The sequence below is a fragment of the Stenotrophomonas maltophilia R551-3 genome (genome assembly GCF_000020665.1).
In the GTDB taxonomy this organism is placed as follows: Bacteria; Pseudomonadota; Gammaproteobacteria; order Xanthomonadales; family Xanthomonadaceae; genus Stenotrophomonas; species Stenotrophomonas maltophilia_L.
In genome coordinates this window covers 543256-564814 of record NC_011071.1, presented here as the reverse complement: position 1 = coordinate 564814, position 21559 = coordinate 543256, and the positions used below count along the sequence as shown (strand labels likewise).

General features: G+C 67.0%; 17 protein-coding genes. 11 read left to right on the top strand and 6 right to left on the bottom strand.

What is annotated here, in order from left to right; genetic code table 11:
• Positions 1-638: 638 nt before the first annotated feature.
• A complete protein-coding gene (locus SMAL_RS02460; RefSeq protein WP_012509957.1) occupies positions 639-1553 on the top strand; it encodes an IS110-like element ISStma8 family transposase in 915 nt (304 codons plus the stop codon).
• A gap of 175 nt (positions 1554-1728) precedes the next feature.
• Here SMAL_RS02460 and SMAL_RS02455 read toward each other — a convergent pair whose 3' ends face one another.
• Together SMAL_RS02455 and SMAL_RS02450 are read right to left on the bottom strand one after the other, a co-directional pair.
• Positions 1729-4320 (bottom strand): M14 family zinc carboxypeptidase, encoded by a 2592-nt coding sequence (locus tag SMAL_RS02455; protein ID WP_012509956.1) that lies wholly within the window; start codon positions 4318-4320, stop codon positions 1729-1731.
• Positions 4321-4394: 74 nt separating this feature from the next.
• Positions 4395-7034 carry a TonB-dependent receptor plug domain-containing protein gene (locus SMAL_RS02450; RefSeq protein WP_012509955.1) on the bottom strand — a complete coding sequence of 880 codons (2640 nt, stop codon included), beginning with the start codon at positions 7032-7034 and terminating at the stop codon, positions 4395-4397.
• A gap of 191 nt (positions 7035-7225) precedes the next feature.
• Here SMAL_RS02450 and queD point away from each other — a divergent pair, with 191 nt between their 5' ends.
• Both queD and SMAL_RS02440 read left to right on the top strand, forming a co-directional pair.
• Positions 7226-7588: a 6-carboxytetrahydropterin synthase QueD gene (queD, locus tag SMAL_RS02445; protein WP_004141227.1), complete on the top strand. Its 363-nt coding sequence runs from the start codon at positions 7226-7228 to the stop codon at positions 7586-7588.
• A gap of 116 nt (positions 7589-7704) precedes the next feature.
• Positions 7705-8052: a phasin family protein gene (locus SMAL_RS02440; protein ID WP_012509954.1), complete on the top strand. Its 348-nt coding sequence runs from the start codon at positions 7705-7707 to the stop codon at positions 8050-8052.
• A gap of 447 nt (positions 8053-8499) precedes the next feature.
• Here the strand turns inward: SMAL_RS02440 and asnB are convergent, their stop codons facing one another.
• Positions 8500-10401 carry an asparagine synthase (glutamine-hydrolyzing) gene (asnB, locus tag SMAL_RS02435; RefSeq protein ID WP_012509953.1) on the bottom strand — a complete coding sequence of 634 codons (1902 nt, stop codon included), beginning with the start codon at positions 10399-10401 and terminating at the stop codon, positions 8500-8502.
• 349 nt (positions 10402-10750) lie between these two features.
• Between asnB and SMAL_RS02430 the strand changes: the two genes are divergently transcribed.
• Together SMAL_RS02430 and SMAL_RS02425 are read left to right on the top strand one after the other, a co-directional pair.
• Complete coding sequence (locus SMAL_RS02430; protein ID WP_004141029.1) at positions 10751-11440, top strand: winged helix-turn-helix domain-containing protein; 690 nt, start codon at positions 10751-10753, stop codon at positions 11438-11440.
• Complete coding sequence (locus SMAL_RS02425) at positions 11437-12783, top strand: ATP-binding protein (protein ID WP_012509952.1); 1347 nt, start codon at positions 11437-11439, stop codon at positions 12781-12783. The genes SMAL_RS02430 and SMAL_RS02425 overlap by 4 nt, the downstream gene beginning before the upstream one ends.
• Here SMAL_RS02425 and SMAL_RS02420 read toward each other — a convergent pair.
• The gene (locus SMAL_RS02420) at positions 12780-14249 is read right to left on the bottom strand and encodes a sensor histidine kinase (protein WP_012509951.1); all 1470 of its coding nucleotides are present in this window, start codon (positions 14247-14249) and stop codon (positions 12780-12782) included. The genes SMAL_RS02425 and SMAL_RS02420 overlap by 4 nt on opposite strands.
• Positions 14246-14965, bottom strand: a complete 720-nt coding sequence (locus SMAL_RS02415; RefSeq protein WP_012509950.1) for a response regulator transcription factor — start codon at positions 14963-14965, stop codon at positions 14246-14248. The genes SMAL_RS02420 and SMAL_RS02415 overlap by 4 nt, the downstream gene beginning before the upstream one ends.
• A 144-nt stretch (positions 14966-15109) precedes the next feature.
• Between SMAL_RS02415 and msrB the strand changes: the two genes are divergently transcribed.
• The 4 genes from msrB to SMAL_RS02395 all read left to right on the top strand — a co-directional run bounded on the left by msrB (position 15110) and on the right by SMAL_RS02395 (position 19854).
• On the top strand, positions 15110-15682 hold the full coding sequence (gene msrB, locus SMAL_RS02410) for a peptide-methionine (R)-S-oxide reductase MsrB (RefSeq protein ID WP_004140930.1): 573 nt from the start codon (positions 15110-15112) through the stop codon (positions 15680-15682).
• Positions 15683-15684: 2 nt separating this feature from the next.
• Positions 15685-17454, top strand: a complete 1770-nt coding sequence (locus SMAL_RS02405; RefSeq protein ID WP_012509949.1) for a cytochrome c biogenesis protein DipZ — start codon at positions 15685-15687, stop codon at positions 17452-17454.
• A 14-nt stretch (positions 17455-17468) separates the two neighbouring features.
• Entirely contained in the window at positions 17469-18206 is a 738-nt protein-coding gene (msrA, locus tag SMAL_RS02400) for a peptide-methionine (S)-S-oxide reductase MsrA (protein WP_004140925.1), read from the top strand.
• Positions 18207-18411: 205 nt separating this feature from the next.
• On the top strand, positions 18412-19854 hold the full coding sequence (locus tag SMAL_RS02395; RefSeq protein WP_012509948.1) for an aminotransferase-like domain-containing protein: 1443 nt from the start codon (positions 18412-18414) through the stop codon (positions 19852-19854).
• A gap of 76 nt (positions 19855-19930) precedes the next feature.
• Here the strand turns inward: SMAL_RS02395 and bioD are convergent, their stop codons facing one another.
• Positions 19931-20623, bottom strand: a complete 693-nt coding sequence (gene bioD / locus SMAL_RS02390) for a dethiobiotin synthase (protein ID WP_012509947.1) — start codon at positions 20621-20623, stop codon at positions 19931-19933.
• A gap of 68 nt (positions 20624-20691) precedes the next feature.
• Here bioD and SMAL_RS02385 point away from each other — a divergent pair, with 68 nt between their 5' ends.
• Together SMAL_RS02385 and SMAL_RS02380 are read left to right on the top strand one after the other, a co-directional pair.
• Positions 20692-21174 carry a GAF domain-containing protein gene (locus SMAL_RS02385; protein ID WP_004140850.1) on the top strand — a complete coding sequence of 161 codons (483 nt, stop codon included), beginning with the start codon at positions 20692-20694 and terminating at the stop codon, positions 21172-21174.
• Entirely contained in the window at positions 21171-21533 is a 363-nt protein-coding gene (locus tag SMAL_RS02380) for a TfoX/Sxy family protein (RefSeq protein ID WP_012509946.1), read from the top strand. Before SMAL_RS02385 ends, SMAL_RS02380 begins: the two co-directional genes overlap by 4 nt.
• Positions 21534-21559 lie beyond the last annotated feature (26 nt).

The following is a 21559-nucleotide window of genomic DNA, read 5'->3' as shown; positions in this document are numbered from 1 at the left end:
GGACGGCGCTGAGGCGCCGTCCTTTTTTTATGCTGGCTATCCGTGTTTAGAGGCTCGCGGTTGGTTTTACGGGGGCGCTGGGGAGCGGGGGCGGCGCAAAACACGCCGTAAACCCATCCATGGGGGCTCGGTCGGCGCATCCATGCGCCTCACGGTTTTGCGCCGCCCCCGCTCCCCAACGCTTCAGACATCTCCAGCGCCTTCCTTCTCCCGCGGGGTAGCCGGAGGAAGAAGAATCAAATTCAAATTCAAATTCAAATTCAAATTCAAATTCAAATTCAAGAGCAAAAGCCGAAGCCGCTGCTTCCGCTTTTGCTTTTGCTTTTGCCCCCGCCCTGGGTTTGATGCGTCCGCGCCCGCGGGAAACTGTCTGGGGAGGACGGATGGGTTGCGCAGGACCGCAGGCGCCATGGATGGCGCCTACGAGCCTTATCTGATCGGAATCTGGCAGCGTAGGTGCCGAGAGCCGGCGTGGGCCGCCGTACAAGCCTGGATCTCGACGATCGCCATGTAGCTTGGCGCCCACGCCGGAATCTCCCTTGATCCGCCCAAACAGTTGCTGGAGCTGACACTCGCAGTGATAAGACTGGGCAAGCGGGGGGAGCTCTCGACCCTTCCAGACTATACGGAGTCGGATGATGAACGGGATCGGGATTGATGTCAGTAAGCGCCAGCTGGATATCGGTACGACGGACGGAGAAACCCTGCAGGTCAGCAACAACCGCTCCGGGTTTTCTGAATTGGATGTTTGGCTGAAGAAGCGTCCGACCAGCCAGATCGTGCTTGAAGCCACAGGTGGCTATGAGCAGCCGGTGCTGGATTTACTGCACAAGGTCGGTCATCCGGTGGCCCGTGCCAATGCCTTGCGCGCCCGGAAACTGGCTCAGGGGTTGGGTCAGATTGCCAAAACCGACCGTTTGGATGCCTACGCGTTGGCGCAGATGGCCGCCCTGGTGAAGCTACCTCCCTATCAGCCGCTGCAGCCTTGGCAGCAGAAGATGCGGGAGTTCGTTCGGGCACGTCGGCAGGCGATGGACGCCTTGACCATCGCGCGGCAGCAGCAGGAAATGGTGCTTGATCGTGAACTGCGCCGACTACTGCAGGGCAACATCACCCGCCTACAAACGATGGTTGAGCGTCTGGGCAAGCAGATCGCCGAGCAGGTTGGTCAGCAACCTCAACTGAAGACGCTGAAGTCAATGAAGGGCGTAGGGCCTGCGCTGCAGGCAGTTCTAGCCAGCTATCTGCCAGAGCTTGGCAGGATCACTGGCAAGCGCATCGCCAGCCTGGTCGGGGTAGCTCCGATGTCCCACGACAGCGGCACGATGAGAGGAAAACGAAGCATCCACGGTGGAAGAGCCGAAATCCGGCAAGTGCTCTACATGGCGGCAATGTCGGCCATGCGGCATGAACCTCGGTTACGCGACTTTTACCAGTCGCTACGAGCCCGCGGCAAGGAAGGCAAGGTGGCCATCGTGGCAGTGATGCGGAAGATGCTGGTCATCCTCAACGCCCGTGTCCGCGACGCTGAAAGCGGACTAGTCCCTGCCTGAGGCGAGCCAGGGCGAAAGACCAAAGGCTGCCGGCCAGCGGCCGGCACTACCGTGCCCGTTTACCTGAAGGGCACGAGCCTCCCATCAACACAGTTGCTACAAGGACGTACTTGCGGCGTGTCCTGCGCGGCCCATCCGTCCTCCCACCCCCAGCATCAACAAGGCGCGAAACGCCTCAACCCCGCGCCTTAGCCGGATTCACCAGATTCCCGAAGAAGATCGCGTTGATCAGCAGCCGGTCCGTCCCGTGCCAGTACTTGCGGTGCGCCGGATCATCCGCAAACAACACCACGTTGCCCTGCCCCTGCGCCGAAACCAGCAGCCACGCACTGCCGGCCACCCGCGCGCGGTTGCGCTCGGACAGATAGCCGTTCACCCGCGGCGTGGCATCGATGCGCACCACCGTGGAGAACGGGTTCGCGCTCGGCTGCAGCGTCACCGTGTTTTCCTTGTTGATCGCCAGCTGCCGGCGCGGCACGCCGAAGGCCAGCGGATGGCTGGTATCCACATCAGCGCTGAGGATGTTGCCGCTGACGCGCTCGATCGCAGCAATGTCACGCTGGTCGCCGAACGCGCGGCGGCTCTCGTCAGCAGCGTCTTCGTCCTTGCCAGGTTTCTCGCCGTCGGCCAACTTCTGTTCGATCGCCCACTTCGAGGCACTACCGTAGGTCACCAGCGAACCACCGGCCTGCACCCAGCGCTTCAGTGCGGCCACTGCCGTGGCATCGACGCCGGTGTAAGTGCCGCCCGACAGCACGATGGTGGTGTAGCGGTCCAGCGGCACCTTGCCCAGCTGCTGCGGGTCCAGCTTGCTGGCCGGCAGGTGCAGCTGCTGATCGAGCAGGAACCAAGCCGAACCGATTTCGGTGGCGGCCACGCCCTCGCCCATCACCAGCGCGACGGCGGGCTTGCGCAGCGCCTTGACACCGTCACTGCCAAGGTCGATGCCCTCGCGGCTGCGGCCGCTCGCCAGCGAGTGCACCTGCACGCCAGCGTCGCGTGCTGCGGCGGTCACCGCCTCAAGCAACGCCGCACCCTGCAACGGTTGACCGGCGACCGGAATCACCAGGCTGCCGGCAGCGAAGTTGACCTCGCCCTGTGCAGTCGCAGTGGTGAACGGCTGGAACGCCGCACGCGCGCTCAATCCCTTGTCCTGCAGCGCGGCCAACGCGCGCCCGGCGTTGTAGTCGCGCCAGTCGATGGCATAGGCGAAGCCGGCCTGGCCACCCAGCACCGCGCCCTGCGCTGCCGGCACCGCAGTCACGCGTGCGCCGCCTTCGATACGGCTGCGGCTCCCCGCGAATGCCACGCCATACGCCGGTGCGATCGCATAGCTGGTGCTGCCGTAGAACACATCGCCCTTGATCGGCGGCGTCTCGGCGAAGATCGAATGCACCAGGCGGAACTGCGCCTGCTGCACCGGCACCACGTAGGCGCTGCCCGCTTCGAAGTGCTGCCCATCGACACTGACTGCACGATCCAGCGCGCGCACCTCGATGCGATGCAGCAGCAACAGTTCCAGCAGGCGCCGGGTCAATGCCGGGTCATGCGCATCGCCGAACACGAAGCTCTTCACCGGCTGCTGCGCGGCCTGCTTCAGCGCGCTCTGGAAGAACTGTTTCTGCAGGTCGAACAGCCCGCTGCGCTCGCTCACTGCGCCGCGCACGGTACCCAGGCCGGTAGCGACCTGATTGCGGATGGTGAACGGGAAGGTCAACAGGCCGTTCACTGATTCCTGCACGCGGCCGCGTGAGCTGGCCTGTTCAACGGTGACGCCCACTGCACCATGGAAGTCCGGATAGGTGGAGCCGTAGACCGGCGAGAAGTTGTCGAAATTCTCGCCGGTGTAGTACAGCGACCCCAATGCATCCAAGGCTTGCGCGTGGTACTTGGCCAGGGTCTTGTTGAACTCGTACGACGCCGGCGGAATCAACGGACTATGCATGCTCTTCGGCGAGGGCTCGAAGTAATAGGTACTGTCCTTGCCCATCTCGTGGAAGTCGATCTGCACGTTCGGGTACCACTGGTGGAACACCTCCACCTTCGGCCGCGAATCCTGCTGGGTCAGGGCCAGCCAGTCGCGGTTGAGGTCGGTGAAGTAGTGGTTGGTGCGGCCCTGCGGGAACGGCTCGACGTGCTCCTTGTCGGCCGGGTCGGCCGAGGCTGGATCGGAGGCCCACGCGTTGTGCCAGTTGGCCGCACGATCACGGCCATCCGGGTTCTGCGCCGGGTCGAACAGCACCACCGCCTGCTGCAGCCACTGCTGGGTTTCGGCACTACGACTGGCCACCAGGTAGTAGGCGGTCAACATCGCCGCTTCGGCACTGGAGGTTTCGTTGCCATGCACGCTGTAGCCCAACCACACCACCACCGGGCTGTCACCGGCCGCACTGCGCGGCTGCGCCGGATCGGCCAGGGTCGCGTGCTGCTGGCGGATCTGTTCCAGCCGCGCATGATTGCCTGCAGCGGTGACGGTGGCGATCAGCAGCGGGCGGCCCTCATAGCTGCGGCCAATCTCGCGCACGCTGATCCTGTCCGAGCGTTTCGCCAGTTCCTGGAAGTACGCCACCAGCTGGTCGTGTCGGGTGTAGCGGCTGCCGATCGGATAGCCGAGGAACTGCTCCGGCGTGGGCACGGCCGTATCGAACGCCGCTGGGTCGGCAATCTGCGGAAAGAAGTAAGCGCTCTGTGCCTGCACCGGATGCGGCAGGAACAGTGCGGCGGCGGCGATCAGCAACGGAAGAACGGCACGGCGATGCAAGGACACGGTGACTCCCCTGGAACACAACGGCAGACGGTCGCGCGGCCGGTCCTCTCAGGTGACCGGCCGCGGCAGGTGGATCAGAAGCGGTAATCGAAGCCCAGCGTGAAGTAGCGGCCACGCAGGTCGTACTGGCTGAAGTCGTACGGCGCGCGGATGCCCGGGAACGAGGCGTCGTACGGTGGCGTCTTGTCGGCCAGGTTCTGCACCTTGGCGTACACGGTCAGCTTGTCGATGCCGGTGTAGGCCAGGTACAGGTCGTACTGGCTGTAGCTGCCGACCTGCTGCTGCACGGCCTTGGCAGCGGTGCTGGCTTCCTGGCGATAGCTGCTGGTGTAGTACCAGGTCACCGCTGCATTGAAATCACCGTACTTCCAGTCCAGCGTGGTGGTCGCCTTGTCCTTGGGCAGGGTCGCGCCCAGATTGCTGCCGGCATAGTCCACCAGCGGGCCACCGACCACGGTCGGGCGACGGTAATCGCGCACGTGGGTATAGGCCGAAGACACGGTGAAGTCACCGAACGCAGCGGTCGGGATGCGCTGGCGCAGCTCGACATCGATGCCCGAGGTCTTCAGCTCGCTCAGGTTCTGGTAGCGGTTGTAGACCGCCTGCAGCTTGCCGCGCTCATCGCGCTGCACCGCACCGGCGACATTGTCGTTGACCAGGGTCTGGGTGTTGTTGGTACCGACCAGGTTGTCCAGCTGGATGCGGTAGTAGTCCACGCTCAGGTTGGTGTTGGCCCACGGCGACAGCACCACGCCGAAGTTCAGGCTCTTGGTCCGCTCCGGCTTCAATTCGTTGTTGCCAACGGTGAAGAAGGTCGGGTTCTGCCGCGAGCCCGGCACGTCCGGATCACGCGGATCGACCACGCTGCCGTAGGCGATGCTGGTGCTGTTGGAGTTCTCCGACAGCGACGGCGCACGGAAGCCCTTCGACGCCGAGGCACGCACCAGCAGGAAATCCAACGGCTGCCAACGCAGGCCGATCTTCGGCGAGAACGCGTCGCCGAAATCATCGTAGTGATCGGCGCGCGCGGCGGCGGACAGCTCCAATGTCGAGGCCAGCGGTACGTTCACTTCGGCGTAGGCCGCACTGACCTGGCGCTTGCCGTGCACTTCGGCAATGGCCGGGCGCACCTGCAGGCCGGCATCGATCTGCCACGGGTTGTTGGAATCGAGCTTCTCGCGGCGCCACTCGGCACCGGCCGCGAAGCCGATCTCACCGGCCCAGGTATGGCCCAGGCTGCCGGAGATCTTCGCGTCGATGCCCTGCAGCTTGGACTCGGCCGGGCGCAGCGTGGCGATGTTGATCGAGTCACGCACCGACTGCGGCGTGGCGGCCGGGTTCAGCAGGTTGTAACTTCCGGTGGCCAGCGCATCGGCCAGCGCCCAGCGGTTGGCGAAGCCACCGGAGACGCTCTCGCGCTCGCTGCTGCGCGCGCCGAACGCTGCGACTTCCCAGTCCCACTTCGCGGTGGTGCCACGCAGGCCGAACACGCCGCGGTAGGCCGTGGAGCGGTTGGTCTTGAGGGTGCCGCCCAGGTCGAAGAAGGTGTATTCGATCGGGATCGCACGGCCGTACGGGTTGTAAGGGTTGCTGGCCGGCAGCAGCGACGTCACGGGTTCGGCCAGGCCACTGTCCGCGTTCAGTGCGAAGCGGCCGCTCTCCAGGGTGAAGAACGGGCTGCTGCCGAACCACGCGGTGCTCTTGATCTGGCTGTACAGCACTTCGCCGAAGGCTTCGACGTTGTCGTTCAGGCGGAAGGTACCGTTGGCATAGGCCTGGTAGCGCTTGGTCGAGGGAATCAGCGTGGTGAACGGCGCCTGGTTGAAGCCGCAGGTATCACCGGCCAGGCCATCGATCGGTGCGCTGGCGACGCGGGTAGTACCGGCCGGGCAGTTGCCGCTGGCATCGAGCATCGGCACCGACACACCGTTGACCAGATAGCGCGCGCCCTTGGCCGACCAGCCGTTCCAGCGGCCACCGGGCTTGTCGGTGTAGATGCCGCTCTTGGTCAGGTTGCGTTCGTCCTGGTCCAGGCGCTCGCGGTTGTACCCCTGCAGGCTGAAGAGGATGTTGTAGCCATCGGTGTCGAGATCACCGAGGCCGCCGACGAACTTCAGGTTCTGCTCGTGCAGGCCGCCCTGGTCGGCGCCGCCGAAGCTGCCGCCGATCTCGGCGCCTTCGAAGTTCTGCCGGGTGATGATGTTGACCACGCCGGCCACCGCATCGGAGCCGTACACGGCCGAGGCGCCGTCCTTGAGTACTTCGATGCGCTCGACCGCGACCAGCGGCAATGCGTTGAGATCGACGAAGGTGTCGGACAGGCCACCGGCAGGGAAGCCATAGTTGGCCAGGCGGCGGCCGTTGAGCAGCACCAGCGTGTTCTTCTGCGACAGGCCGCGCAGGCCGATGCCGGCCGAGCCGGAGGCCCAGCCGTTGTTGGTGGTTTCGTTGCTGGCGTTGCCGGTGTTGGCCGAGATCGAACGCAGCACGTCGGCCACGGTGGCCTTGCCGGTCTGTTCCAGCTGTTGGCGACCAATCACCTGCACCGGGTTGGAGGCCTCGGTATCGGCACGTTTGATGTTGGAACCGGTAACGCGGACGGCAGCCAGGGTGCTGGCTTCGCCACTGGCGTCGGCGGAGGTTTCGGCGGCGGCGGACAAAGGCGCGGCCAGAGCGACGGCCAGGGCCGCCACGAGCAGGGTGTGCTTGGGCATGACGATGTGGGGGAGGTGTAAGGGCGACGAAGTTCCGCAGTAATCCATGCGTGGCCGGGGTCCGGCCAATAACATCTCTTCATACGGATATAAGAGAAACTATCATCTCTTCATCCGGATGGAAAGAATTTCTTCACCAAGGCCCAACATCCGCTCAGGATCGCTGTCCGCCGGCGGCGTACAATCGCGCCATGGAAATCTTCAAAGTCTTCATGCTCGAGGCGGCGCACCGCCTCCCCAACGTGCCGCCGGGGCACAAGTGCGCGCGCCTGCACGGCCACTCCTTCCGGGTGGAACTGAAGGTCGAGGGCGAGCCCGGCGCGCAGACCGGCTGGATCATGGATTTCGGCGACGTGAAGGCGGCCTTCCAGCCGATCTACGACCGCCTGGACCATCACTACCTCAATGACATCCCCGGCCTGGAGAACCCGACCAGCGAGAACCTGGCGGTGTGGATCTGGAACGAGCTCAAGCCCAGCCTGCCTGCACTGAGCGAGATCACCGTGCACGAAACCTGCACCTCCGGCTGTCGCTATCGCGGCCCGGCCATCTGATCAACCCGTTGATCTGAATGGTTTTTCAAAGGCGCCCATGGCGTCTTTGCTGTTTTTGTTGCATTGCCGCATCAAGAGCGTATGCTGCAATGCATCAAGTCACTTCCTGATGCCCCATGGCCGCCGCCTTCAGCGATCGCTTCAGTGATGCCACCCGCCAGCTCGCCGCCGCGGCAACACGTGCGAACCGGTTGGCGTTGGAGAACGCGGAAAGCATGTTCGGCGTGCAGCTGAAGGTGATGGAGCGCAACCTGACCGCGACCGGCGGCTGGCTGGGTGAACTGGCCCGCGGCGAGGATGCGGCCGGGACGCTCTCCAAGGGTGCGCAGCTGTGGCAGGACAACCTGCAGCGGCTGGGCCAGGCCCAGCAGGACGTGGTCGGGCTTGGCCTGCAGGCCAGCAAGGCCTGGTCCGAACTGGTGCAGGGCTACAACCAATCAACGGCGGACGCGAGCAACCACTGACGCGACGCAACGCTCATTGCGTGGGTCCCTCCCCCCACGCAATCCGGACCCGGCAGATCCCTCCCTCTGCCGGGTCTTTTTTTGCCTGACGTCTGGATTGAAGAGCGCTTCCTCGTCTGGATTCCCTGCGAGCTGATGGGCCCCGCCGAGGTGGGCAGGGGCCTGGGCAAATGTCCCCCGGCGCCGGCCGTTGGCCGTCACCTCCTCCTTTACTTTGCCCAGACCCCTGCCCACCCCGACGAGGCTCGGCTTACGGCAGGTAAAGCGCAGCGCTCGTGGTGCCTTTCAACGAGGCGCCGACGAACTCCGAACGCGGGGCGGATGCCCTTGCGTACGAAGTAAAGGGGGAGGTGACGGCCAACGGCCGGCGCCGGAGGACATTCGTACGCAAGGGCATCCGCCCCGCGCCACGCTGATTCAATCCGTTGCACGCAATGCAGAAACGGCTCAGCGCCCGCGACCACCGTGCCAGTGCTGGTGCCACGCCTGGAACATCAACACGTTCCACAGGTGCGTGTGCCACTTGCGCTCACCGCGCAGGAACGCCTCCCAGATGCCGCGCACGCGTACTGCATCGAAGCATCCCTGGTTGCGCAGCAGCTGCGGGTCCAGCAGTGCCTCGGCCCAGTCGCGCAACGGACCGGCCAGCCAGCGTGCCATCGGCGGGCCGAAGCCGCGCTTTGGGCGGTACACCAGTGGTTCCGGCAGGTAGCGTGCCAGCAGGTGCTTGAGGATCCGCTTGTGCTCACCGTCGTGGTATTTCAAATGCTGCGGCAGGCGCCAGGCCAGGCGCACCACATCCATGTCCAGCAGCGGCGCGCGGGTTTCCACGCCGGCCGCCATGCCGGCACGGTCGACCTTGGCGAGGATGCCCTCGGCCAGGTCCATGCGGAAATCCAGCAGCTGGATGCGCGCTTCGGCCGGCAGCGCGGTGTCCTGCTGCTGGAAGATCGTCATTGGTTCGCGCGCGCCCAGCACCACCTGTGCCGGCTGCCGCCAGCGCGTCACGCGCTGCAGGTAATGGCCTTCCACGTCGTTGGCAGCGACCTCGGCTACCAGCGCGCGCCAGCCACCAAGGCGCCCACGTTCGACGTTCATGCGGTTGCCGCTGCGCCGTGCCAGGTCGCGTACCCAGTCCGGCAGGCCACCACACAGGCGTGCGTTACGCAGTGCGCGGCCATAGCTGGGATGGCCGAAGAACAGCTCATCGCCACCATCACCGGTCAGCGCCACCGGCTTACGCGCGCCCAGCAGCTCGCTGGCCAACAGGGTCGGCAGCTGCGAGGCGTCGGCGAACGGTTCGCACCAGACCTGCGGCAGGCGCTGCAGCAGGTCCAGTCCCTGGCGCGCGTCCATGCGGTGCAGGTGATGCTGCACGCCCAGGTGGCGTGCGACCTGCGTGGCCCAGTCGCTCTCATCGTGGCCCGGATCGTCGAAGCCCACCGTCCATGCCTCGATCGGCAGGGTCGATTGGGCCTGCATCATCGCCGTCACCAGCGACGAATCGGTGCCGCCGGACAGGAACGCGCCGCAGGCCAGCGGCGAGTGCATGCGAGCGGCGATGGCCTTCTGCAACACCGCTTCCAGCTGGTCGGTGGCCTGTTCCAGGCTCGGCGCCGGCTGCAGCGGTTCCTGCAGCGCGCTGTGCATCGCCTCGCGCGCGCACCAGTAGCGCGACCCGCCCTGCGCAGCCTGGCTCGAGCCCCCGGCGGCATGGTCGTTGAGGTCGATGCGCAGCATCGCGCCGGCCACCAGCTTGTGGATGCCGCGGTAGATGGTGTGCGGCGCCGGGACATAGTCGTGGCGCAGCAGCAGGCTCAGCGCATCCTGGTCGATGCTCGGCGCAAAGCCGGCGAACGCCTGCAGCGCCTTCAGTTCGGAGGCGAACAGGAACTGGCCCTGGTACCAACCGTAGTACAGCGGCCGCTCGCCTACCGGGTCACGTGCCAGCCACAGCGCGCGCGACTCCCGGTCCCAGACACTGAAACCGAACGCGCCCTCGATACGCGACAGCGTCCGCTCCACGCCCCACTCGACAATCGCCTGCAGCAGCAGCCGTGCATCGCTGCAGCTGCGCGGCAGATCGCGCAGCTGCGACTGCAGGTCAGCCCGGTTGTACAGGCGACCGTCCAGGCACAGCACGTAACGGCCACAGTCCGAGCTCAGTGGCTGCAGCGGAGTGTCGGTCGGCGCCCGGCAGTGACCCAGCGCCAGGCCGGCCTCGGCGTCGGTCCAGTAACCGATGCGGCCACGGCCACGTTGCTGCAGGGCGCGCAGCATCGGCGCCAGCTGCTGCAGCAGGTGCTCGTCCTCGGCCGGCGGCAGCCAGGCGCCAACCACGCCGCTCATCGGATACCCCCGCAATGGCGGCGGTGGGACAGGTTCGGCAGGGAGAAGGCAGCGGGCGACATGAGGACGGCACGCGGAACGGAGGAGACTCCATGCTCGGCCCGCCCCCTGCCCCGCGTCAGTCGCTTTGCTGTCAGCGATGGTCACCGGACGTATCACGAAGGTAACGTTTTGTAACGGCAACAAGCTATGCTGGACGCCAAGTTGTTGCCGGGACTGAGACCCGGCCCGCGCGCCAGCAACCCCGGCTGAATGGCGCCCGCCCCCAGGACCCGGGCGGCCCAATGGCTGGGATAGCATCGCCGCGCTCGTGCCGTGGCGGTACGTACGCCCCACGGAGGCCTTGAAAATGCTGGATATCGTACTGGTCGAAGACGATGCCCGCCTCGGTACGATGGTCAGCGACTATCTGCAGCGGCATGGCTACCAGGTCGCCCACGAGCGCAGTGGCGAACGCGCGGTGGCCCGGATCCTGGCCGAAAAGCCCGCCCTGGTCCTGCTGGATGTCGGCCTGCCCGACCAGGATGGTTTCGAAGTGTGTCGGCAGATCAGACCCCACTATGACGGCATCATCTGCGTGCTGACCGCGCGTACCGACAACATCGACCAGGTGCTGGGACTGGAACTGGGCGCCGACGACTACATCGGCAAACCGATCGAGCCCCGGGTGCTGCTGGCGCGCCTGCGTGCCCATCTGCGCCGCCACCGCCGGGTCGAGCCGCGTGACGGCAGCCTGCGCTTCGGCGAGCTGAACATCGACCCGTCCACCCGTAACGTGCACCTGCAGGGCAGCCTGCTGGAGCTGACCACCGCCGAGTTCGACCTGCTGTTCCTGCTGGCCAGCAACGCCGGGCAGATCCTCGACCGCGATGCGCTGCTGCGCGGCCTGCGCGGGATCGCGTTTGATGGCCTCGACCGCTCGATCGATGCACGCATTTCGCGCCTGCGCCGCAAGCTGGGCGACAACCCGGAACAGCCGGAACGGATCAAGACCGTCCGCGGCCGCGGCTACCTGTTCAGCCGCTCGGCATGGGGATGAAGCGTACGCCCTCGGCGATGCGCGGCCACGCCTTCCACTTCCTGCGCTATGGCATCGGCTTCCTGGTCGCCCACCTGCTGCTGATCGTGCTGGGCCTGTGGGCCTGGGATGCGCTGCTGGAAGACCGCACCGAAGCCAGCCTGCTGGCCGAGATGCGTGGCACCCATGCGCTGCTGCAGCAACGCTTCGCGGAAACACCACGCGACCAGTGGCCGGCGCTGGCACGAGGGCTCGACGCCGACTTCGCCTATGCCCTGCGGATGGTGCCGCTGGCCGAGGCAGAGAAGGCGCTGTCGGCCAGCCAGCGACCGCCGTTCAACAACGGCCGAGTGCAGATCGACCTGGAACACATGCGCAGCCTGCAGCGGATCGGCGACAGCGGCTATGCCGTGATGCTGGGGCCACTGGATGAGGCGTTGCCTGAGGAAGGCTGGCAGGACAGCGAAGTGTCCGGCGTGGCGATCCTGCTGCTGATCCTGATGGTGGCCGTGGCGCTGCCGATGTATGTAATGGTCTACCGCCTGTGGCGCGATGTGTCGCAGCTGGCACAGGCGGCGCGGCAGATGCGCGACGGCCAGCTGGATACGCGCGCGCCGCGTGCCGGCACCGCGCTGGTGCGGCCGTTGGCCAATGCCTTCAACCACATGGCAGAGCAGCTGCAGCAACTGCTGGAGAGCCAGCGCGTGCTGGCACAGGCGGTCGCGCATGAAGTGCGCACGCCGTTGGCGCGGATGCGCTTCGGCCTGGCCGACCTGGAGGACACCGCACTCGACGAGATCCAGCGCGATGCGCTGGGTGGCCTGCGTACCGACGTCGATCGCCTGCAGCACCTCACCGATGCCGGCGTCGAGTACGCCGCGCTGGGCCGTTGCCATCAGCTGACCCGCCAGCGCCTGCAGCTGGCCGCGCTGGTGCGCGGCGTTGTGGCCCAGTTCGCACCGCTGCCGATGCCAGTGCAGCAGGTGCTGTCGCCCACCGGCCTGGTCAACGTCAACCGGCATATGCTGGAACTGGCGCTGCGCAATCTGCTCGGCAATGCCTTGCGCTATGCGCGGCGGCAGATCCGCATCGCCAGCACGGTCAACGATGGCTGGCTGTGCCTGCAGGTGGAGGACGACGGCCCCGGCATCGCGCCCGAACTGCGCGGCCAGGTGCTGCAACCCTATGTGCGGCTGGACCCGGGCAGCCCCGGTTTCGGTCTCGGCCTGGCACTGGTGCAGGTGGTGGCCGACAAGCATGGCGGCCACGTCGAGGTAACCGATTCAGAGCTGGGCGGTGCCTGCATCCGCCTGCACCTGCCGCTGGAAAGCGGCGGTGCCGTGGAGAGCGAGGCGGCCTGCTAGGCCGCCGGCTCCGCGCGCGGCAAGGCAAACACGAACAGCGCGCCACGCTCACTGTCGCGCAGTTCGATGCGGCGGCCATGCAGCTGCACGATACGCTGCACGATCAACAGGCCGAGGCCACCGTTCTCGCCACGCCGTGCGCCCAGTGCGGCCGGCGCCTGGAACAACTGTGCGCGCAGCGCCGCTGCCACGCCGGGACCATCATCGGCCACGCTCACCTCGATGCTGTCCGCGGTCGCACGCAGGCACACTTCGATCCGCCCACCTTCCGGCGCGTGCCGCAATGCATTGTCGAGCAGGTTGGTCAGCACCCGCTCGACCAGGCCCAGGTCGGCACGTACCAGCGGCAGGCCCGGCGGGAACTCGGCGTGCAGGCGCTGGTTGCGCGCCTGCGCGGCCAGCTCGAACTTCTGCAGTACGTCCTGCAGCAGTTCCGGCAGCGCGAACACTTCCCACTCCAGACGCACTTCACCGTGCTCCAGCCGCGCCAGCTCGAACAGCGCGCGCGCCAGCCGGCCAACCTTGGCGCTCTGTGCCAGCGCGATACCGAGGTAGCGGCGGCGCTCGTCCGGTGACAGCGTGACGTCCTTCAGCGCCAGCGTTTCCAGATAGCCATGCAGCGACGACAACGGCGTACGCAGGTCGTGCGAGATGTTGGCGACCAGCTCGCGCCGCTGCAGGTCCTGCTGGCGCAGTTGCTGCCACTGCTCACCCAGCCGCTGCGCCATCTGCGCATGTGCATGTTCGAGAATCACCAGCTCGTCGCGCTCGCCCGGGCGCAGCGGTTCGGGCGGCGGCAACGGTGTCGGCGCATCGATATCGAAGGCCTGGATGCGCCGGGTCAGCCGCCGCAGCGGACGGGTCACCCAGTAGAACGCCACCAGCCCGGCCAGCAGGCCGAGGCTTCCGACCAGCATCACCGACCACCATGTGGTGTTCCACTGGCTGCCCGCCGCCAGGTCGTCGGCCAGCATCTGCCGGTGTTCACCGACCAGCACCACGTACACGTAACCGGCCTGGCGCCCCTGCACGATCAACGGTGCGGCACTGAACACCTTGCGGCCATCGGCGCTGCGCGGGTCATCGCCGAGGATCGGCAGTGGCGCACCCGACAGCAGGCGGCGTAGCGGTGCCACGTCCACCTTGTTGCGCACCAGATGACCGCTGGGCGCGTCGTGGCCGAGAATGCGGCCCTGGTCGTCCAGCAGGTAGACCTCGACGCTGGGATTGACCGCCATCAGCTGGCCGAACAGCGCACGCACCGCAGCATCGCGCATGCCGCTGGTGTCCATCAGTTCGCTGCGTTGGGCGATGTGTTCGGCCAGGCCCAGCGACAGCCGCTGCACCACTTCCTGCTCATGGCGGGTGTTGGCGCGCATCTGCAGTGCCAGCAGCGCCATGCAGCACATCAGCATCAGCGCGGCGATCACCGCCGCCAGCTTCTGCCACAGATTGGGCTTGATCATGCCGCCGCCCCGGCCGGGTCGACCAGCTTGTAGCCGCGGCCCCACACCGTCAGCAGCCGCCGCGGGTTTGCCGGGTCCGGCTCGATCTTGCTGCGCAGGCGGTTGATGTGGGTATTGACCGTATGCTCGTAACCATCGTGCTGGTAACCCCAGACCTGGTTGAGCAGTTCCATGCGTGCGAACACCTGGTCCGGGTGGCGGGCGAAGAACAGCAGCAGGTCGAACTCGCGCGGGGTCAGTTCCAGCGCATTGCCATCCACCGAAGCGGTGCGCGCGACCGGATCCAGCTGCAGCCCGCCCAGCTCGATCGCGCCGGCATCGATGCGTGCGCTCTGTGCCATCGCCTCGGCCCGGCGCAGCAGGGCGCGCACCCGTGCCACCAGTTCCGGCATCGAGAAGGGTTTTGCCAGGTAGTCGTCCGCGCCCAGCTCCAGGCCGACAATGCGCTGGGTCTCGCTGCCGCGCGCGCTGATGATGATGATCGGCACGTAGCGCGCCATCGCGCGTGCACGCTGGCACACCTGCAGGCCGTCGACACCGGGCAGCATCACGTCCAGCACCAGCGCATCCCATGGGCCGTCCTGTTCCAGCAGGCGCAGGCCACCGTCACCGCTGGCGGCGTGGGCCACGTCATAGCCTTCATCGCCCAGGTGCATGCGCAGCAGGTCAGCGATGTGGGCATCGTCTTCGACGATCAGCACGCGTTTGGTCGACATCGGCAGCTCGGGGCCAGTGGGGAGGCTGGCTGCATTGTGACGCGGGACGGCCGCCGATACCTCACGAAAAATTGAATCCTGCGTGAGGATTCGTTGACCCGGGCGGGCGCAGCATGGCCCCGTCGCCCCTTCCCGGAGTCCGCCATGTCCCTCTCCCGCCGCCATCTGCTGGGCCTGGGCGGTGTTGCCACCGCCGCCGGCCTGCTCGGCCTGGGGGCCTGCAGCCGCGCCGCCCCGGCCGCCGCCGAAGCGCGTCCGTCGCGACAGTTCGAGGTCATGCGCAGCGATGCGCAGTGGCGTCAGCAGCTGACCCCGGCGCAGTACGCGGTGCTGCGCCAGCAGGCCACCGAGCGCCCGTACAGCAGCCCGCTCAACAAGGAACATCGGCAGGGCACCTTCGCCTGCGCCGGCTGTGCGCTGCCGCTGTTCTCCTCGTCCACCAAGTTCGAGAGCGGCACCGGCTGGCCCAGCTTCTGGGCACCGCTGCACAACGCCATCGGCGAAGACCGCGACGTCACCTTCGGGATGCTGCGGGTGGAGGTGCACTGCCGCCGCTGCGGCGGCCATCTCGGCCATGTGTTCAACGACGGCCCGCGTCCAACCGGGTTGCGCTACTGCATGAACGGTGCGGCGATGGTGTTCGTTCCCGGTGCCCCTGCTGGCACTGCCGACGGCTGGCGGGTGCCGGTCGGTTCTTCCCCTGCTTCCGGAGCCTGACGATGCTGCTGTTGCTGCTTGCCTACCTCGGGGGCGCGCTGACCCTGCTCAGCCCCTGCATCCTGCCGGTGCTGCCGTTCGTGTTCGCGCGTGCCGACCGTCCATTCCTGCGCAGCACGCTGCCGTTGCTGCTGGGCATGGCGCTCACCTTCACCGTGGTCGCCAGCCTGGCCGCCGTAGGCAGCCAATGGGTGGCGCAGGCCAACCAGGTCGGGCGCTGGATTGCCCTGCTGCTGATGGCGCTGTTCGCGGTCGCCCTGTTGTGGCCACGGCTGGCCGACCATCTGCTGGCGCCGTTCCAGCGTGTGGGTGCACGCTTGAGCGCACGCGCCGATGCCGCGGACGCCGCAGGACGTGGCGGCGCGTGGACCTCGCTGCTGATCGGCGTCGCCACCGGCCTGCTGTGGGCGCCGTGCGCCGGTCCAATCCTCGGCCTGGTGCTGACCGGTGCTGCCCTGCATGGCGCCAGCGTCGGTACCAGCAGCCTGCTGCTTGCCTATGCATTGGGTGCGATCACCGCGCTGGCGCTGGCGGTGTGGGTCGGCGGCCGCGTGTTCCGTGCGCTGCAGGCGCGGCTCGGCCTGGGTGACGTACTGCGCAAGGTGCTGGGCGTAGCCGCACTGCTGGCCGTGGTGGCGATCGGCCTGGGCTGGGACACTGGCCTGCTGACCCGTCTTTCAACGGTCAGCACCGCGCGTATCGAGCAAAACCTGCTGGACGCAGTACCCGGCGCGCAGCCGGCGGCACCGCCGATGATGATGATGGCCGGCGCCAATGCAGGTGCCGATGCTCCGCTGCCGGTGGAAGGCACCCTGCCCGCGCTGGATGGCGCCACCGGCTGGCTCAACAGCCCGCCGCTGAGTGCACAGCAGCTGCGTGGCAAGGTGGTGCTGGTCGACTTCTGGACCTACTCCTGCATCAACTGCCTGCGCGCGATGCCGTTCGTGCACGAATGGGAACGTCGCTACCGTGACCATGGGCTGGTGGTGATCGGCGTGCACACGCCGGAGTTCGCCTTCGAACGCAACCCGAGCAACGTGATGAAGGCGGTGCAGGAACTGAAGGTCGAGTACCCGGTGGCGCTCGACAACCAGTACACGATCTGGCGCGCGTTCAACAACCGCTACTGGCCGGCGCAGTACTTCGTCGATGCACAGGGCAACATCCGCGGCCACCAGTTCGGCGAGGGCAACTATGCACGCTCGGAACAAGTGATCCGCCGGCTTCTGACCGAAGCCGGGCAGACCAACCTGCCACCACCGGCCGACCCCGCCGCCGCCGACCTGAAGGGTGTGGCCGTGCAGGCCGACATGAGCAACCTGCGCTCGCCGGAGACCTATCTGGGCCACGCGCGTGCCGAGCAGTTCGCCTCACCCGGCGGCCAACGCAGCGATAGCCCGTTCGACTACACGCTGCCAACCACCCTGGCACTGAACCAGTGGGGCCTGTCCGGACGCTGGACCGTCACCGACGAAGCCGCACAGCTGCAGCAGGCCGGTGGCCGCATCGCCTTCCAGTTCCACGCGCGGGACCTGCACCTGGTGCTGGCACCGAGCCAGGACGGCACGCCGGTACGGTTCCGCGTCTGGCTGGACGGCAAGCCGCTGACCGCTGCCGATGCCGGCAGCGATGTCGGTGCCGATGGCAGCGGCGTGGTCAATGAACACCGCTTGTACCAGCTGGTACGTCAGCGTGGCACGGTCGGCCCGCATCGCTTCGAGATCGAATTCCTCGACACGGGCGTGCAGGCCTACGCCTTCACCTTCGGTTGAAACGGGAGCACACGATGAAACTCTCTTTTGAACAAGGTATCGCCGCCGGTGTCGCCGGCCTGGTGGCTACTGCATTGATCGCTGGCGTGCTGCTGGTCGACCACGGCGCAGTCGCGGCACCGCTGGAAGCCAGCGCGCAGGCCAAGGCACTACCGGCGCCCAGCGGCGACGCCGCGTTCCGCGATGACGCCACCCATGCCAGCGTGGTGTTCGCCGGCGGTTGCTTCTGGGGCGTGCAGGGCGTGTTCCAGCACGTGAAGGGCGTGAGCAATGCGGTGTCCGGCTACATCGGCGGCAGCGCTGCCAATGCACGCTATGAGCGGGTCAGCAGCGGCCAGACCGGTCATGCCGAGGCGGTGAAGATCGACTACGACCCGCGCCAGGTCAGCTACGGGCAGCTGATGCAGGTGTTCTTCTCGGTGGTGCACGACCCGACCCAACTCAATCGGCAGGGACCGGACCAGGGCAGCCAGTATCGATCGGCGATCTTCTCTGATGACGCCCGCCAGCAGGCGGCCAGCCGCGCCTACATCGCGCAGCTCGGCCAGGCCGGCAGCTACCGCGCGCCGATCGTCACCCAGCTCGGCAGCGGCCAACGTTTCTACCCGGCCGAGAGCTACCACCAGAACTACATGACCAACTACCCGCAGGCGGCCTACATCCGCTACTACGACGCACCGAAGCTGGCCGCGCTGGGCAAGCAGTTCCCGGCGCTGTACCGGCGCGAGGCGGTGCTGGTGCCGATGCGCTGAACCATTCCGGTAGCGCCGGGCCATGCCCGGCGGGCCCATGCATTCCGCCGGGCATGGCCCGGCGCTACCTACACACAAAAAAAGACGCACGGCCATCCAGCCGTGCGCTTGGGAAGTATCGGCCACGCCCCGATCAGGCCCGTCCGACAACGACATGCTAGGCTCGCCATCATCATGGGTACAGAACCAGATGGCGGGAAGTTCGATGGATACAGATGACCAGAGCGCGATGATCCCACCCCGCTACCAACGGCTGTCCGATGAACTGGCCGAAGCCATCCACGGCGGACGTCTCCCGGTCGGCAGCCGCCTGCCCTCGCTGCGGCAGATGGCGTCGCAGCGCCGGCTCAGCCTGAACACGGTGATCGCCGCCTATCGCCAGCTGGAAGATGCCGGCCTGGTGATTCCGCGGCCGAAGGCCGGCTTCGAAGTTGCGCCGCGACTGTCGGTGCCGCAGCGTTCGCTGCGTGATACCCCATCAGCGCCGACCGCGCCGCTGCAGCAGGTGCTGATGGCCCGCGTGCTGGAGGCACAACGCCGCGCCGGTGTGATCGATCTGGCTTTCGCGGGACCGCGCGGACGCCAGTTCTATCCCGGTGCGCAGCTGGCCCGGCATACCGCACAGGTACTGCGCCACGGCCAGCAGACAGTGGAAACCTACGCGCGCCCGAACGGCTCGCCGCGACTGCTGGCGCAGATCGTGCGGCGCGGTCCACGTATGGGCCTGCACACCCACAGCGAGCGGCTGCTGCTGACCCACGGCGCGATGGAAGCCCTGCAGCTGGCCTTGCGTGCAGTAACCCAGCCCGGCGACGCGGTAGGCATCGAGGCGCCGTCCTACTTCAACCTGTACCCGTTGCTGGCCAACCTCGGCCTGCAGGCCATCGAGCTGCCCACCCACCCGCAGCACGGCCTGGATGTCGATGCACTGGAAGCGATGCTGGAGCACACGTCGCTGGCCGCGCTGGTGGTGATGCCGACCGTGCACAACCCGCTCGGCTGCACCATGCCGACACCCGCCAAACAACGCCTGGCCGAACTGGTCAACGCGCGCCAGCTGCCGCTGATCGAAGATGCGGTGTACGCAGAACTGCAGTTCTGCGAGCCGCCGGCACCACTGCTGAAGGCCTTCGATCGCGATGGCTGGGTGATGGTGGTCGGTGGTTTCTCCAAGACGCTGGCGCCGGACTATCGCATTGGTTGGCTGGACGGGGGGCGCTTCGCCGAGCGCATCGCGCTGCTCAAGTTCCAGTCCACCGGTGGCGAACCGCAGCTGCTGGGCGATGCGGTGGCGGCCTATCTGGAAGCAGGCAGCTACGAGCATCATCTGCATCGCATGCGCCGCTTGTACCGCGAACAGGTCGGTCGCCTGCGCCAGCTGGTGGCCGAACACTTTCCGGCCGGCACCCGTGCCACCGAGCCACAGGGTGGCTTCCTGCTGTGGCTGGAACTGCCGGGGGTGGATACCCGCGAACTGTTCGAACGTGCGCTGGTAGAGGACATCGTGTTCATGCCCGGCCAGGTGTATTCGCGTGGCGCGCGCTACCGTCACTGCCTGCGGCTGTCGTGCTGCCAGACGCTGGATGCGCGCTTCATCGGCGCGGTGGAGCGGCTCGGTGCGATCGCGAAGGAGCTGGCATCGCGCTGATTGATCGGTAGCGCCGGGCCATGCCCGGTGGACTTTCTGGTCGCCGCGCTGCGCGCTCGCCGGGCATGGCCCGGCGCTACCGCAGGTCCGCGTGCAGATTGGCACTCAGCGCCTCACCATTCGCACCCGGCAGATGCGGCAACCGCCCCCAGCACGGCATCGACAGCCGCTGCTGCAACGTCGCGATGTTCTCTTCCTGGCGCTGCATCGCCGGGTCGATGTGATTGCCGATCCAGCCCAGGCACTCCACGCCGCTGGCCTGCAGCGACTGCGCAGTCAGCCGTGCGTGGTTGACGCAGCCCAGCCGCATGCCGACCACAAGCACTACCGGTAGATGCAACGCACGCACCAGATCGAGCTGGTCCAGCGTGGCCGAGACCGGCGCCAGCCAACCGCCAACGCCCTCCACCACCACGATGTCTGCCTGCGCGCGCAGGCGCTCGAATGCAGCCACGATCGGCGCCAGCTCCACCTGCACGCCGTCCTCGGCAGCAGCCAGCTCCGGCGCCAGCGGCTGCCGCAGCGCATACGGGTTCAGGTCGGCATAGTCCGGCACCGGCCAGCTGGCCGCCTGCAGCGCCAGCGCGTCCTCGTTGCGCAGGCCCTGTCCCAGATCCTCACTGCCGCTGGCCACCGGCTTCATGCCGACCGCGCGCAGGCCGCGCCGGCGCAGTGCATGCAGCAGCGCGGTGCTGGCCGCGGTCTTGCCGATCTCGGTATCGGTGCCGGTGACGAACAGGGCAGGCGGTAGCGTGGCGGGCAACGGCATCGATAAGCTCCAGCGGGACAACAGAGCGTGCATTATCGCCGGCCCGGCGCGCTTGCTAGACTGCGGGCATGTTCGCCAATGCCTCGCTTACCGGCAGCAAGCCGGAACAATACGCCCAGCTGCTGGAACAGGCCCGTGGCCTGGTCTACGCCGAGTCCGACCGCATCGCCAACGCGGCCAACCTCTCGGCACTGGTCTACCACGCCCTGCCCGACCTGAACTGGGTGGGCTTCTACCTGTACGACGGCAAAGAGCTGGTGGTCGGACCGTTCCAGGGCCTGCCGGCCTGCGTCCGCATCCCGCTGGACAAGGGCGTGTGCGGTGCCGCCGCCAGCCAGCGCGTGACCCAGCGCGTGGATGATGTCGATGCCTTCCCCGGCCACATCGCCTGCGATTCGGCCTCGCGCTCGGAACTGGTGGTGCCGTTGCTGCGCGGCGATGAACTGATCGGCGTGTTCGACATCGACAGCCCCAAGGTCGGCCGCTTCGACGCCGACGACCAGGCCGGCCTGGAAGCCATCGCCCGCGTGTTCGTCGAGGCGCTGGGATGAGCGCACCGAAGCTGCGCAACATCGGCCCGAAGAGTGCGGCGTGGCTGCGCCAGGTCGGCCTGCGCAGCCGCGAGGATCTGGTGGCGATCGGCGCGGTCGGCGCCTTCGTCAAGGTCAAGCGCGCCGGCTTCAAGCCCAGTTTGAACCTGCTCTATTCACTGGAAGGCGCGTTGCTGGACTGCCATTGGCAGGAACTGAGCGAGCCGCAGCGCGATGCGCTGGTGCAGGACTATGAGGCGCGCATCGCCGCGCATCCGTTGAAAGCGGCCGGCCCGGCCTCGGGACCGGTGCATGAGCAGCGCTTCGACACCGATGATGACGCGGAAGACAGCGTGGCCGAGAGCGCCGACGAGGATTGACCGGTAGCGCCGGGCCATGCCCGGCG